Annotated in this window: 10 protein-coding genes; 3 read left to right on the forward strand and 7 right to left on the reverse strand. The window is 69.9% G+C overall.

Going from position 1 to position 14,074, the window contains the following annotated elements:
* The first annotated feature begins 35 nt into the window (after positions 1 to 35).
* Positions 36 to 743: a DUF899 family protein gene (locus VAB18032_RS08275; RefSeq protein WP_013732346.1), complete on the forward strand. Its 708-nt coding sequence runs from the start codon at positions 36 to 38 to the stop codon at positions 741 to 743.
* Between the two features lie 132 nt (positions 744 to 875).
* On the opposite strand, the gene VAB18032_RS08280 is transcribed toward VAB18032_RS08275, so the two are convergent.
* Positions 876 to 2,441 carry an alpha/beta hydrolase gene (locus tag VAB18032_RS08280; protein ID WP_043723457.1) on the reverse strand — a complete coding sequence of 522 codons (1,566 nt, stop codon included), beginning with the start codon at positions 2,439 to 2,441 and terminating at the stop codon, positions 876 to 878.
* A 54-nt stretch (positions 2,442 to 2,495) separates the two neighbouring features.
* Positions 2,496 to 3,608, reverse strand: coding sequence for an ATP-dependent DNA ligase (locus VAB18032_RS08285; protein ID WP_043723460.1), 1,113 nt, complete (start codon positions 3,606 to 3,608; stop codon positions 2,496 to 2,498).
* Positions 3,609 to 3,743: 135 nt separating this feature from the next.
* Between VAB18032_RS08285 and VAB18032_RS08290 the strand changes: the two genes are divergently transcribed.
* On the forward strand, positions 3,744 to 3,956 hold the full coding sequence (locus VAB18032_RS08290; RefSeq protein WP_013732349.1) for a hypothetical protein: 213 nt from the start codon (positions 3,744 to 3,746) through the stop codon (positions 3,954 to 3,956).
* A gap of 52 nt (positions 3,957 to 4,008) precedes the next feature.
* Here the strand turns inward: VAB18032_RS08290 and VAB18032_RS08295 are convergent, their stop codons facing one another.
* Positions 4,009 to 4,926 (reverse strand): DNA-3-methyladenine glycosylase family protein, encoded by a 918-nt coding sequence (locus VAB18032_RS08295; protein ID WP_013732350.1) that lies wholly within the window; start codon positions 4,924 to 4,926, stop codon positions 4,009 to 4,011.
* Positions 4,927 to 5,385: 459 nt separating this feature from the next.
* On the opposite strand from VAB18032_RS08295, the gene VAB18032_RS08300 reads away from it, so the two are divergent.
* Positions 5,386 to 7,185 (forward strand): stealth family protein, encoded by a 1,800-nt coding sequence (locus VAB18032_RS08300; protein ID WP_013732351.1) that lies wholly within the window; start codon positions 5,386 to 5,388, stop codon positions 7,183 to 7,185.
* Positions 7,186 to 7,251: 66 nt separating this feature from the next.
* Here VAB18032_RS08300 and VAB18032_RS08305 read toward each other — a convergent pair whose 3' ends face one another.
* The 4 genes from VAB18032_RS08305 to VAB18032_RS08320 form a co-directional block, all read right to left on the reverse strand.
* Positions 7,252 to 10,098 (reverse strand): stealth conserved region 3 domain-containing protein, encoded by a 2,847-nt coding sequence (locus VAB18032_RS08305; RefSeq protein ID WP_013732352.1) that lies wholly within the window; start codon positions 10,096 to 10,098, stop codon positions 7,252 to 7,254.
* Positions 10,095 to 11,084, reverse strand: a complete 990-nt coding sequence (locus VAB18032_RS08310) for a hypothetical protein (RefSeq protein ID WP_013732353.1) — start codon at positions 11,082 to 11,084, stop codon at positions 10,095 to 10,097. The genes VAB18032_RS08305 and VAB18032_RS08310 overlap by 4 nt, the downstream gene beginning before the upstream one ends.
* A complete protein-coding gene (locus VAB18032_RS08315; RefSeq protein WP_081476256.1) occupies positions 11,081 to 12,889 on the reverse strand; it encodes a stealth family protein in 1,809 nt (602 codons plus the stop codon). Before VAB18032_RS08315 ends, VAB18032_RS08310 begins: the two co-directional genes overlap by 4 nt.
* 355 nt (positions 12,890 to 13,244) lie before the next feature.
* Positions 13,245 to 13,931 carry a COG4315 family predicted lipoprotein gene (locus VAB18032_RS08320; protein WP_043720096.1) on the reverse strand — a complete coding sequence of 229 codons (687 nt, stop codon included), beginning with the start codon at positions 13,929 to 13,931 and terminating at the stop codon, positions 13,245 to 13,247.
* Positions 13,932 to 14,074 lie beyond the last annotated feature (143 nt).

Raw genomic sequence — 14,074 nt, forward strand, 5'->3', positions numbered from 1 at the left:
CTGTGACCGATCCCCACTGCACGAAGGAGACAGCCATGACGGCAATCCCCGCGTCCAGCGCCGCCGCGCCCCCGGTCGTCGACCGGGAGACCTGGTTGCGCGAGCGCGACGAACTGCTGGTCCGGGAGAAGGCCCATACCCGCGAAGGAGACGCGATCGCAGCCGCCCGTCGCCAGCTGCCGATGACCTTGATGCCGACGGTGACGGTGCGGGGCCCTGGCGGGGACACCCCGCTGGTGGAGGTGTTCGAGGGCCGCCGGATGCTCATCGCCTACTTCCACATGTGGCACGACGGCAAGCCGTACGAGCAGCAGTGTGAGGGGTGCACCTTCTCGACCTGTCACATGCAGATGCTGGACTACCTGCACGCTCGGGACGTCACCTACGCCGTGTTCTGCGAGGGTCCCTACGACGAAAGTGCCCGGTTCGCGGAGTTCATGGGCTACAGGTTCCCCTGGTATTCGGCGAGAGACTCCGACCCGGCTCTGGCCGACGGTCGCGGCTCCGGGTTCATCGCGTGCTACCTGCGCGACGGCGACAAGGTCTATGAGACCTACTGGACCACCGGGCGGGGCGTGGAGGCGTTGACGACCACCTACCACGCCCTGGACCTCACGGTGTACGGCCGGCAGGAGAACTGGGAAAACTCGCCTGAAGGCTGGCCACGGGTCACCGGGCACCCGTGGCGTCTCAACGGCCGCCCCACCGCGCAATGGTCACGCCCCGGCGTCGCACCGCGATGACGTCCTGATGATCGAGGTGATCATGCTCGGGTCGGCCGCGGTGCCAGCCTGCTGCCACGTCGTGCCGCGGGCGGGCGCTTCCCGCAGAGCCCGAATGCCTGCGGGTGCCGGCAGGGGAAGTGAGGCCGGAAGTCAGCGGGCGGGGCAGCGTTTCCCTTCGGCGGGGACGGTGAGGTCGATCAGGTACGCGTCGACGGCCTGGGTGATGCAGGCGGTCTGCGGGTACGCCGTGTGGCCTTCGCCTTCCCAGGTGAGCACCCGCCCCACCCCGAGCATCTCGGCCAGGGCCGGGGTCTGCTCGTACGGCGTTGCCGGGTCGCCGGTGGTGCCGACGACCAGGATCGGTGGGGCGCCGTCGGCGCGGCCGGTGGGGTAGGGGTCGCTGCCGCCGGGCCATTCGGTGCAGGAGATCAGGCCGGTGGCCAGCGCCGGGCCGAACAGCGGGTACTGCGTGCGCCACTGGGACTGCAGTTGGCGGATGCGGTCGAGGTTGGGCCGTTCCTCCTCGTCGGCGCAGTTGATCGCCGTGTTGGCGTCGAAGAGGTTTGTGTAGTGGCCCTTGTCGTCGCGGTCGGCGTAGCTGTCGGCGAGGCGGAACACGCCCTGCGGGTTGCCGCCCTCCAGTTGGTCGATGGCGCGGGCCAGCTCCTGCCAGCCGCTCTCGGTGTAGAGCGAGGAGATGACCGCGTAGAAGACCCAGCCGGCGGTGGCTTCCCGGCCGTCGGCGGAACGGGCCGGTGACACCCGGGCCTTGTCGATGGCGGAGATGACGGCGGCGCGGGCGTCGGGCGCGATCGGGCAGCGGGCGGCGTTGGCCGCGCACCACCTGTGGAAGTTGTCGAAGGCCCGCTCGAAGCCCTTGGCCTGGCTCTCCGATCCCTCGATCAGGCCCTGTCGGGGGTCGATCGCGCCGTCGAGCACCAGCGCCCGCACCCGGGCGGGGAACAGCTGGGCGTACGTGGCACCGAGGAGGGTGCCGTAGGAGTAGCCCAGGTAGGTGAGCTTGTCGTCGCCGACCGCCGCGCGGATCGCGTCCATGTCCCGGGCGGCCTGCTCGGTGCCGTACAGCGGGAGTTGGTCGCCGTACTTGTCGCCGCAGCCCCGGCCGATGCGGTTGGCCAGCGCCACGAGGTCGTCGAAGGATTCCTGGTTCTGCGGGTCGGGGTCGGAGCCGAAGACGGCGTCGAGGTCGGCGTCGGAGATGCACTCCACCGGGCTGGACCGGGCCACCCCGCGTGGGTCGAAGCCGACGATGTCGAAGCGTTCCATGATGCGGTCGGGCAGGCCGCCGTACTGTTCGCCGAAGGAGAGGTAGACGGCGGTGTCCACGCCCGAGCCGCCGGGGCCACCGGGGTTGACCAGCAGGGAGCCGATGCGGTCGCGTTGCTTGTCGGAGCGGGCCCGGATCAGGGCGATCTCGAAGGTCTCGCCGGCGCCGGGACCTGTTGTGGCGCCGCTGCCGCCGGCCCAGTCGCGGGGGACCTGGATGCGGGTGCATTCGTACCGGATGCCGGGCGCGCCCCGCCCGACCACCTCGTCGGCCACCTCCGGGCAGGCCTGCCAGGTCGGTGTCGTGCCCGGTGGGGCGGCCTCGCCCTCGACGTCGCTGCGCGGCGCGAGTGCCGGCAGGGTGCATCCGGCGGCGACCACCGCAGCGGACACCAGGCCGGCGATGGTCAGCCGTCGGCGGCGGCGGATCGGGTCGGTAGTACGGGTCACGAGCGAGCCTCCGTGATCGGTGCGATCGTCAGGCTACGCGGAGCCGGTGCCGGACCCGACCGTCACCGTCGGATCGCCGCGCAGGACCTGGTCCACGTCGAACCGGACCGGCCGGTCCAACTGGTCGTACCGGCAGGAGAGCGGGTCGCGGTCGGGCCGCCAGCGGACGAACCGGGCGGTGTGCCGGAACCGGTCACCCTCCATCGCGTCGTAGGCCACCTCGACCACCAGCTCCGGGCGCAGCGGCTCCCATTCCAGGTTCTTGGTGCCGGTCCACCGGCTGACCCCGCCCGGGATGCGTTGGCCGCGCTCGTGGTCGCCGTGCACCCACGGGTGTTCGGCTCCGACCTCGCGGTAGGGGGCCAGCTCCTCCAGCAACTCGGCCCGGCGGGCCATGGTGAACGAGGCGCTCACCCCGATGTGGTGCAGCACCTGCGCGTCGTCGTAGAGCCCGAGCAGCAGCGAGCCGACCACCGGGCCGGACTTGTGCCAGCGGAACCCGGCGACCACCACGTCCGCGGTGCGGGCGTGCTTGACCTTGAACATGAGCCGCTTGCCCGGCTCGTAGGGCAGGTCGGCGGGTTTGGCGATCAGCCCGTCCAGCCCGGCGCCCTCGAACACGTCGAACCAGCGACGGGCGGTGTCGGCGTCGGTGGTGATCTGGGTGACGTGCACCGGCGGGCGGACCTTGGCCAGGGCCTGCTCCAGCCGAGCGCGTCGGGTCGGGTAGGGCACGTCGAGCAGGCTCTCGCCGTCGAGGGCGAGCAGGTCGAAGGCGACGAAGTCGGCGGGCGTGGTCTCGGCGAGCAGCTTCACCCGGGAGGCGGCCGGGTGGATGCGTTGGGCCAGCAGCTCGAAGTCGAGCCGGGGCGCGGCGTTCGGGCTGTCGCGGCGGATCACGATCAGCTCGCCGTCGACCGCGCAGCGTGCCGGCAACTGTCGGCGGGCCTGCTCGACCACCTCGGGGAAGTAGCGGGTCATCAGCTTGCCGCCCCGGCTGGCCAGCTCCACCTCGTCGCCGTCGCGGAAGATGATGCAGCGGAAACCGTCCCACTTGGGTTCGTAGGTCATGCCCGGCCCGGTGGGGATCGACGCGACGCTGCGGGCGAGCATCGGCTCCACCGGCGGGTTGATCGGCAGGTCCACGGCGACAGTCAACCAGACCCCACCGACAACGGTGAGGCAGATCACGGCTGGTCGGTGGGCGGCGTGTCCGTCGATGGGTCGTCACCACTCGCCTGGGAGATTCGCATAACCGCAGGTCAGAGCTACTTTCGCGGGGTGTCGGAGTGGGTGTGCGGGTGCTGCGGACGGTGGCGGGTCAGCGTCGAGCTGATCCGGGGCCGGCACGTCTACCGGCTGGTCCACCGTTATCCCCGCCGCTTCGGCGGCGGCGACAACGTGCTCGGCGAGGTGGCCACGGTGGCCGAGTTGGCGGCGCTGTTGCGCCGGTGGAGCCCGGTGGATCTTGCCGACCTGCACGAGGCCGCGTGACACCCTGTCGGGCGGCCGCTCGGCAGTGCCCGAAGGTCAGCAGGACCGCAGGTCAGTAGCGGGCGAAGGAACGGATCGGCATCCGCGGGCCGAATCGCGGCGCATGGATGCCGGCGGCTTCCAGCAGCCGACAGACCCGGCCCCGATGCCCCCGGAACGGTTCCAGCAACTCCAGCATCCGGGCGTCGTCGGCGCGTGCCTCGCCGGCCAGGGCCCAGGCCACCGTGTTCGGTACGTGGTAGTCGCCGACGCTTACCGCGTCCGCGTCCCCGTACGCCACCCGGACGACCTCGGCGGCTGTCCACGGGCCGATCCCGTTGATCGACAACAGGGCACGGGTGGCCGTTGACGAGTCCGCGCTGCGTTCGAGGCGGTCCGCGACGGCGGCGGCGCGGCGCAGCGTCTCGGCGCGGCGCTGCTCCACACCGAACGGATGGAAGACCCAGTAGGGGGCGGCTGCCACGGCTGCCGGCTCGGGGGGCAGGAGCAGCGACACAGGTCCCGGCGCCGGCTCGGCGAAGTGGCGGACGGTGGCCGCGTACGCCCGGTATGCCTCCTTGCCGGTGACCTTCTGTTCGAAGACGGCCCGGAGCACCCGGGGGAAGACCAGCCCGGTGGCGGGCAGCCGCAAGCCGGCGTGCTGGGCCGCGAGTCGGGCCACCACGGGGTGCGACCGGGCGAGGTCGGCGAAGCCGGTGAGGTCGTCGTGCAGCCCGGCGATCGCGTCGGCGTGCTCGACCATCCAGCCGGCGCCGGGCCCGTACCCGTCGGCACGCAGCTCCCCGCCGGTGCTCTGCAGGGCCAGGGTGGCGGGCCCGATCGGGGTACGAGCGGCCCACCAGAGGGTGTCGCCGGTGATTCGTGCGCAGGGATCGTACGGGCTGAAGGTGATTGGCCGGATCGATGCGACCAGCCGGTAGTCGGGTGGCGGGCGCAGCGTCCGGCTCGCGGTGGGCGCGGTCCCGGTCACGACCCCACTGTGCCACCTCGGCGGACGCCTGATCAGCGCGGGGCCTGGCACGTTTCGGGTCCCCGGACGGTGCCAATGAACCGTACGTTCACCTCCTGGCCACCTGAATGGCCAGGATTCTTCGGTCAAATACCCGCAAATACAGATGTAGCTGGCGCCACAATCCGACACGACGGTAATGGCAAGGTTTGATCACTATCTCGTTAGTCAACTGCGCTGTTATGGTCCGACCTGCGCGGTATCCGTCCGGCCTGCAACGACGCCGGTGCATGGCCCGGTGGCGGACGCCGGTCAACCGACAGGGCCGGGACCGCGCACCACGGGGACTTGTGCAGGAGGTAACGGAATGACTGCCGTAGCGGTTGTTCAACCAGGACGGCCCACGGCCGTCGTTCCGCCGCACGGGCCTCAGCACTGACGTGGTCACCGAAGGGTGACCCGTCGGACCTCGACGATCTGATGATTGCGCTGCGCGTCTACCGCCTTCTTCCGCCTGCTGTCCGGCGCCACCTGCTCCGGCTGCTCCCCGAGCATCAGCGGCTCGCCATGGTGCGTACCCTCACCCGCCCTCGCGGCGGGGAGACGGTGCACCCGGTCGGCGCCCGGGTGACCGTCTCCGACGACGGGGTCCGCAGCGAGGCCGAGGTCGTCGCGGCGGCCACGCCGCTGCAGATGTGGCACCGCAACCTGACCGCCGTCACCTCCAGCCTGGAGTCCGCAGGCATCGAATACCACTGCGTACGCAACGACGACTACCTGCGGAGCACGGTGGCGGTCTTGGACGACAAGCGTGACGCGCTACGGCGGCTGGTCCGCTCCGCGCCCGAACTGTCGGGCGCACAGGTGCGGATCGTCGAGGTACGGCCCGAGCGCCACCAGCCGGACCGGGCACCGACCGAGGTGATCCAGGTGTGGTTCCCGGTGACGGACGCCCGGGCGGGCGTGGTGCTGGGCGCGCAGTTCGCCTGCGAGATCGAGCTGTGGACCCGGGTCGGCGACGTGGTCCGGGCACCCCGGCACAACGCGGTGATCGACGAGGCCCCGGCCCGCGCCGAACCGGTACGGGTCGCCGCCGCGCTGCTCAGCCACTTCGTGCCCGAGGCCGACGATCACACCTACGGCACCCGTCGCGACCTGGCCGTACGCGCACCGGACCGGGTCGGCTTCCCGATCGACGCGGTCTACACCTGGGTCGACGGCTCGGACCCGGAATGGCGTGAGCGCAAGCAGGCGGCGATGGGTACGCCCGGCGGTCCGCTGCACGCGATCGCCGCCAACACCTCGCGCTACCACAACCGGGACGAGCTGCGGTACTCGATGCGTTCGCTGCACAGCTTCGCACCCTGGCTGAGGAAGATCTTCGTGGTCACCGACAGCCAGTTGCCGAGCTGGCTCGACCCGACCCACCCGATGATCACCGTCGTCTCGCACGCCGAACTGTTCGCCGACATCGGTGGCCTGTCGTCGTTCAACTCGCACGCCATCGAGTCCCGGCTGCACCGCATCGAGGGCCTGGCCGAGCACTTCCTCTACCTCAACGACGACGTCTTCCTGGGCCGGCCGCTGCTGCCGACGCACTTCTTCCACGCCAACGGGATCGCGAAGTTCTTCCTCTCCCCGGCACAGTTCGGGCTCGGCGAGGCGAGACCCAGCGACCCGCCGGTCAACGCCGCCGGGAAGAACAACCGTCGACACATCCAGCGCCAGTTCGGTGTGACCATCACGCAGAAGATGAAGCACACCCCGTTCGCCCTGCGGCGCAGCATCATGCACCAGATCGAGGCGATGCTGCCGGCGGATGTGCTCGCCACGGCCCGGCACCGGTTCCGCCACCACGAAGACCTGTCGATCCCGTCGTCGTTGCACCAGTACTGGGCCTATCTGACCGCTCAGGCCGTCCCAGGCCACATCGAGTACGAGTACGCCGACCTCGGCCACCCGTCGACGCCCGCGCGCCTGGCCGAGCTGCTGGCCCACCGTAACCGCGACGTGTTTTGCCTCAACGACACCGACTCGGACCCGCGCGCCTTCGAGGAGCAGGAACGGATGCTTGCCGACTTCCTGCCCCGCTACCTGCCGTTCCCCGCACCGTTCGAACTGCCCGACGACGAGGTGGCCGAGCGCCGCAACCTCGGCGCCAGCGCCCTGTGGCGCGATGCGCAGCGGCCCGTCCCGGGTACGCGTCAGGCTCCACAGGTCGACGCACCGACCCTGCCCAACAGCAGACGCAGCTCGTTGGGCGATTTTCAGGTTTCCTGACCAGATCGGCCAGTTGCCCCGGGCGGAAGGCCCGGGGCAACTGGCCGATCTGTCGGTACGGCCCCGCTACGCGTACCGGTGCGCGCGGTTGCGCCTACTGCCTCGCTCGAACTGGCTGGCCACCGGGAAGTAGCTCTCCAGGAAACCGGCGACGATGCGATTCTGCTCCGCCTCGTCGAGTTGACCGTGGTGGGTGTCGTTGAGGCAGAACGCGTCATAGCCTCTAGTGATGAGGATCTGGGTCAGCTGCGGGTGCTCGCTCGGATCGCCCGTGTTGACGTAGCTGACCCGGATGCCGCCCTGCACCGAACGTCCGGTGAGATACCCGTAGTAGTGGTGCAACGAGGAGGCGACCGAGACGTCGGCGTGGTCACGTAGCCGGCTCGCCGCAGTCCGGTCGATCTCGCAGGCGAAGGCCTTGTCCAGGTCGTACGCCACACTCCGACGCATCGCGTACGGCGCGTGCAGGAGGCCGTGGGTGAGGGTGGCGTCGAACGCCTGCCGGATGAGCCGTCGGTTGTTCTTCGCCGCGCTGAAGTTGAAGTCGTCGTCCGCGCTGACCTCCAGCATGGGAATGGAGGTCGGGGAGAGGAAGAACTGCGACAGGCCGTTGCTGCGGAAGAACAGTGTCGGCCCGACCGGGCGGCCCAGGAAGAAGTCGTCGTTGAAGTAGAGGAAGTGTTCGGCCAGGCCGTCGATGTGGTGCAGTTGCGATTCGATGGCGTGCGAATTGAACGTCGGCAGCGCGCCTCGGGAGCCGAAGAGATCCCGGTGGTCCACCACGGTGATCCGCGGATGGTCGGTGTCCAGCCAGGACGGGCTCTGCCCCGCGGTGACCAGGTAGATGTTGCGTACCCAGGGCGCGTACATGTCGATGGACCGCAACGAGTAGCGAAGCTCCTCGCGGTCGCGGAACCGGGCGGTGCTCCCCGCCGCCTCGACCGGTGCCCGCCCCAGGCTCGCCAGGAGGCTGTTCTTGTCGGCCACCCAGGTCGGATCCGACCCGTCGACCCAGGTGTAGACCACGTCGACGGGGAAGTCCACCTCGGAGACGAGTCGCTGGGTGAAGGGCTCGATGGTGGGGTGCTGCCGATCCCGGACGGTGAGGACTGCCGGTGCCATCGCCGCCACCGGCACGGAGTTGCCGAGCAGGGTGCGGCGGGTCGCGATCAGTGCGTCGCCCTCCGCTGAAGGCACCCAGAACTCCACGTCACAGCCGAGTGCGGGACCGTAACGCAAGGTCCGCGACGTGGAGACGATCGGTCGGAACACCCGCAGTCCCCGCGCGTCGGCTGCGCGCGGCTCGGTGGCCAGGCACGCTGCCAGCGTCACCCCGGTCACCTTGGCATCGGTCGTCAGGGTCTCGACGTAGTACGGGGCCTTGGCGAAGGCGGCGGCCAACGCCGACAGCGTCGCCTCCTGCTGCTCCAGCGCGACGACAACCCGGTGCCGTACGCCCGGATCGCGGGCGACCCAGTACGGGATGCCGGACCGCTCCAGCACGTCGACCACGGCGGTGAAGTTGGCGTACGCGGCATCGGCGGGCGTCAGGTCATCGGCCACGACACTGAGCCGTCCACCGCTGCGCACCAGTCCGGGTACTGCCTCGTCGACCTGCTGCTCCAGCGACTCCAGGTCGGGGCCGGTGGCGACATGGGAGGGCCGGGGGGCAGCGGGCGCGAAGCCGGACCCGCCCGCCCGTGCCAGCCAGGTCGCGAGCCGGTCGGCGCGAAGCTGTTCGGTGCCGGCGTGCTCGGCGACGAGTTCGGCGAACAGGTTCTCCCACCGCTGCATGATCGGCCCGATGCGGTACCGCTCGGCAGCGACGAGAGCGTTCGCGCCGAAGCTACGCCGCAATTCGTCGTCGGCGACGAGCCGGATCAGCGCCTGGGCGAGCTGGTCCTCGTCGCCGGAGCTGACCAGCAGACCGTCCACGCCGTGCGTGATGATCTCGGCCGGGCCGGTCTGGATGTCGTAGCTCACCGCGGGTACACCTGCGGCGAACGCCTCCAGCAACACCAGCGGCAGCGCTTCGCCGTCCCGCGAGGAGAGCAGGGCGACGCTCGCCTTCGACCACTCCTCGGTCATCCGGTCGGTCGCGCCGAGGACCTGCACGTTGTCGTGCAGACCGAGGTCAGAGGCGAGGCGACGCATCTCCGGCAGCAGCGGGCCGTCGCCGTAGACCCGCAAGGTCCAGTCCGGATGGGCGGCGGCCACCTTGCCGAAGGCGCGGATGGCATGGTCGATCCGCTTCTCCGGCACCATCCGCCCGGCGATGGCCACGACCGGGTTGCGCAGGTCGGAGCGGGGTCGGTAGCCGTCCGGAATGCTGTTGGGGATGACTTCCAGCCGCGGGCAGGACGTGCCGAAGGTGTCGACGAACCAGTCCCGTGTCCGGTCGGTCAGCACGACGAGGGCGTCCAACCGGGGGGACATCTGGAACAGCGGCTGGCCCGTCCCGCCACGTAGCTGCGAGGGCCGGTGTTCCTGGTGCACGGTCACCACCCCCGGGGGCGCCAGCGTGGTCGCCAGCGACATCAGGGCGGGTGACGACGAGACCAGCACGTCGGTGTCGAGCGAGCGCAGCGCCCGCTCGACCTCCAGGTCGGCCAGTCGGTTGAACTGCCTCTCCCAGGGCTTCGGGATCAGTCGGCTGGCGCTGTTCGCCAACGCCACGTAGCTGGCGTCGTCGACCGAGGTGGCCCGGTGAGGGCGGGGAGTGGGCCCGGTCAGGTCGACCAGGTAACGGCGGCGTACCCGCTCGTCGATGGCGAAGAAGCTGGTGTCGCTGGTGCGGAAGACGCTTATCACTTCGACGTCGTGTCGTCGTGCCAGGTAGTCGGCCTGGGTCAGGATGGCCCGTTCGGTTCCGCCAAGGGCGTCGGCTGTGTTGAGCAGGAAGGTGATCTTCATGTCGGTGCCCCCGTGAAGTGCAGACAGGCAACGGCAAGATTGCCGGCCTTGGTGTAGTACGGCCGGTATCCCACGAAGTGCCGGTCGCCGACCACCACGGTGGACCGGCTGACCCGCAGGACCGTGCGCGGATCACGCAGGTCGTGGAGGAACCGGCCGAGACGAATCATGCGCGTGGGGGAGGTGCGTACCCATGCCTCCCAGATCACCTCGGTGCCCGGCGGACCGGAGGCCAGCTCGGCCAGGGGCACGACGAACTCGAACCGGCCGTCGACCGGGTCGATCGGGATGACCAGGTCTGCGCCACCGGCGCGCGGGGTGAAGACCACGACCGGGTCCTCCAGCGAGCGGACGCCGAGCAGGCGAGCCTGGATTCGCGCCTCGGTGCGTCCCGTTGCCAGCTGGATCACCTCGGCACGGGCCTTGGCCCCCGCGACCGTGAGTTGGGCCAGCCCGTGCGGGCCGAGGCCGGGTTCGTACCGCCAGCCGGAGATCGGGTGCGGCGGTGCCGGCACCGTCGGTCCGTCGTGCTCCGGCGACTCGCCGGCGCGCAACGCGAACTGCTGCTCACCGGCCTCGCCGGACACCGCGAGCGCCAGCGACCAGACACCCTTGGCGAGCGAGATGTCGTCGTTGCCCGTCCCGAAGGCGGCCTGCACCCGTACCCCGAAGGCGTCGCCTTCCGCCTCGACCGTTGCCGGGCACTCCACGACCTGCGCACCCTGGAGGAAGATCAGGGTGGCCCGGCTCGGAGCGGGTACCGCGGCACTGGGCAGCAGCGCGTGCAGGTGCAGCGTACGTCCGTCGAGTACCGCGAAGAAGTCGCAGTCGACCTCGGGCAGATCGGCGACGGGATCCCGGCGCAGCTGGTTGGTGCGGCGGGCGAGACGATCCGCGACCAGACCGGCTCGCCGTCGGGCGCCGTACACCACCTGGAGCAGTCGCAGTGGAGGCTGTGCCGGCCGGCGACGTTCGCTCGGGCTCATCCGACCGGCTCACGGTCGCCGATCGCGCCGTCGACCTGGCCGTCGCGAGACGGCCGGGCGGCGGCGGGCGTGGCGTGGCGTGGCAGGCTCGCCGAGGCGAGCGCCGTCGCGGTGTGTCGTGCCCGCTCCGCTTCGACGTCGGCGGGCAGCTCGAACGGGGCGCGGAACGGGAAGTACGCCGTGAGGAACTCGGTGAGCATCGCGTGCTGTTCGGGAATGGAGACCTCGGCCGACTCGGTGTCGTTCAGGCAGAAGGCGTCCCGATCACGCCGGGCGAGGAGCCGTGCCAACTGCACAGGCGTGGCGGGATGGGCCAGGTCGGCGTAGGTGTAGGCGATGGTCGCGGGTGTCGCCTTGCCGGAGAAGTACGACCAGTAGTGCTGCAGGGACGACGGGATCGACAGGTCGGCCGGGTGCCGGAACTGATGGTCGGCGGTACCCAGCACCTCGTCGGTGAGCTGTCGCTCGATGTCTTCCAGCACGCTCTTGCGCAGGGCGTACGGCACATGGCGCATCTTCTGCGTGATCGTGCGTCCGAACCGATCCTGGATGTGCCGCCGATTGTTCTTCCCGGCGGCGGTGACCGGAGCGTCGTGGATCGTCGCCGGGCCGACGTCGAGTTGAGCCGGCGAGGGGAAGAACTTGGCGATCCCGTTGGCGTGGAAGAACTTGGTCGGCAACAGCGGCCGCCCGAAGAACATGTCGTCGTTGACGTAGATGAAGTGCTCGCTGAGACCCTCGATGCGGTGCAACCGGGACTCGATGGCGTGTGAATTGAAGGTGGGCAACTGGCCGGTGTCCCGGAAGATGTCGCGGTGCCGGACCACCTTGATCATGGGATGGTCGACGTCCAGCCACGGTGGAATCTGATCGTCCGTGACGAGATAGATCATCCGGATCCAGGGCAGGAAGCCCACCAGGGAGCGCAACGAGTAGCGCAGTTCATCCCGGCTGACGTATCGGGACGGGTCGAGGGCGACCTCGTTGATCTCGGCTCCCGCCTGTTGCCGCAGCGCCCGGTTCTTGCGCTCCAGCCAGTCGGTGTCGTTGCCGTCGACCCAGGTGTAGACGGCATCGATCGGGAAGGTGACGTGCTCGTGGCCCAGACCTGCGAATTCCGCCCGGCTGCGGTATCGGCCCGGCTCGCCACGTTCGGGGGCGAAGCGGGTCAGTCGGGAGGCCGGTACGGTGACCGGCTCGCCCTGCGCGGGCAGGGATGCGGCCACCTGGTTGCCGCGCGGTGCGACGATCTCCGCGGTCGGCCGGTCGCTCGGCGTCACGAGCTGCCAGAACTCGACCTCGGAGGCGAAGCGACTGCCGATGATCGTGGTGCTGCCCGGGTCCGACACGCAGTGGAAGACCTGCACGATGGCGCCCTGCTCGCTCGCGCTGACCTGCTTACCCTGTGCGTTGACCACGCTCACCGTGACCTGCGGCTGCCCGGCCAGCTCCTGCAGCACCCGGAGCGTCTCGCCCTTGCGCGCAAGGGGTACGGCGACCGCGCTGCGCAGGTCGTCGGCGTGACGGACGCAGAAGTAGTCGATCCCCGCCTTGTCCAGGGTCTGGGTCACGAGGTCGAGGTTGCGCTGCCAGAGTGCGAGCGGCGTGGCCTGCTCGACCACCTCGGCTGCTACTCGACGACCGCCGTCGCGGACCTGGTGCACTCGACCGACGGGGGTGTGGGTCTGACGTGGCGCCAGCCGGGTCAGCCGGCGTACGAGCCAGAGCTGCCGTTGCGGCGGAAGGGCTTGGACGATCCGGAGTCGATAACGCTTCGGTACTACCCGGTGGATGCGTAATGCCATCGTCATCGCCTCGCTTCGACGGTGGCCGAACTACGCGGAACGCGATGCCAGAGAAGGTCAGCAGACAAGCCGAGATCCCATGTGTCGTCGCCCCGGGCCAGGCCGGGAGCCCCCGATAAGTTGTCGACTCACCGCGATGGGCGTCAGGCTCGGCGCACCGTGGCCGGACGCCCCGGCGCGCGACGTGTGGCAATGTACCAGTCAGCCGGTTCGTGTGGATACTTGCCGTTCGGTCACCGGCCATCAACTGTTCGTCTTCTTTCGCATAACCGTGCCCGGTCGATTCGGCTCACCGACAGACGACGATGGCCGGCCGCGCCCCGACGGGCTGCGGCCGGCCATCCGACTGACAGGATCAGTAGTCGTAGTCCGAGTCGGAACTGTCGGACTTGGTCTTCGATGGCGGCTCGACCGCCTTCGGGGTGCCCTTGGGCAGGCACTCCAGGTTCTTGCTGCCGTCGGGGTTGACCACGAACCAGGTGCCACCGACGCCCTGGCCCTTCCACTGGCCCGGCTTCTTGTCACCGATGTAGGTGTAGAGCGGCCAGCCGTCCAGGGTGATCTGGCGGGTGCCGTCGGGGCGGGTGATGGTGCCGACCGCGTCGTCGGAGACGCCCTTGAGCTTCGGGTTGCCGTCGGTCAGCGCCGGCGGCCACACCTCGGCGCACTGGTCCTCGCAGTTGGTGGCGGGCGGGTCGTTGCTGTCGCGGTCGAAGCGGTACAGCAGGAAGCCGTCCTGGTTGACGACCGCGCTGCCCATCCGGGGGAACTTCTTGCCGGTCAGGCTCTCGGTCAACTCGACACCGTCGGGCAGCGGGGCGTCGGCTTCAGGCTCCGCTCCCGGCGACGCCGAGGCGCCCGGTTCGGCGCTGGCCTCGGGATCCGCACTGCTCTCCGGGTCCGGGGTGGCCGTGGAGTCGGCCGCGGCGACAGCGACCGGTTCCGCCACGCCGGGGTCTGCTCCGTTGTAGCCCGCGGGCGCGCAGGCCGTAAGTGCGACCATGGCGCTCGCGACAACGACGGTGCGCTTCATCTTTGCCACGTGCCCTCCTCATACTTGACAAGTCACCGGGAAGTACGGGAAACGAGGCTGTCAAGGTTGAAGGCGGAAGGGTGGCTCATTTCACACCCGGATGATTGAACCGGAATCGACAGCTGTCCGTGTGTGGGCGTACCTCCGCCGGC

Origin of the sequence: Micromonospora maris AB-18-032 (genome assembly GCF_000204155.1) — a bacterium.
GTDB classification, from domain to species: Bacteria; Actinomycetota; Actinomycetes; order Mycobacteriales; family Micromonosporaceae; genus Micromonospora; species Micromonospora gifhornensis.

What these genes read in the sequence shown, in the direction of transcription:
- VAB18032_RS08305 (WP_013732352.1), bottom strand. Translation starts at nt 10,098, where the DNA reads ATGAAGATCACCTTCCTGCTCAACACAGCCGACGCCCTTGGCGGAACC.
- VAB18032_RS08300 (WP_013732351.1), top strand. Translation starts at nt 5,386, where the DNA reads ATGATTGCGCTGCGCGTCTACCGCCTTCTTCCGCCTGCTGTCCGGCGC.
- VAB18032_RS08315 (WP_081476256.1), bottom strand. Translation starts at nt 12,889, where the DNA reads ATGGCATTACGCATCCACCGGGTAGTACCGAAGCGTTATCGACTCCGG.
- VAB18032_RS08275 (WP_013732346.1), top strand. Translation starts at nt 36, where the DNA reads ATGACGGCAATCCCCGCGTCCAGCGCCGCCGCGCCCCCGGTCGTCGAC.
- VAB18032_RS08310 (WP_013732353.1), bottom strand. Translation starts at nt 11,084, where the DNA reads ATGAGCCCGAGCGAACGTCGCCGGCCGGCACAGCCTCCACTGCGACTG.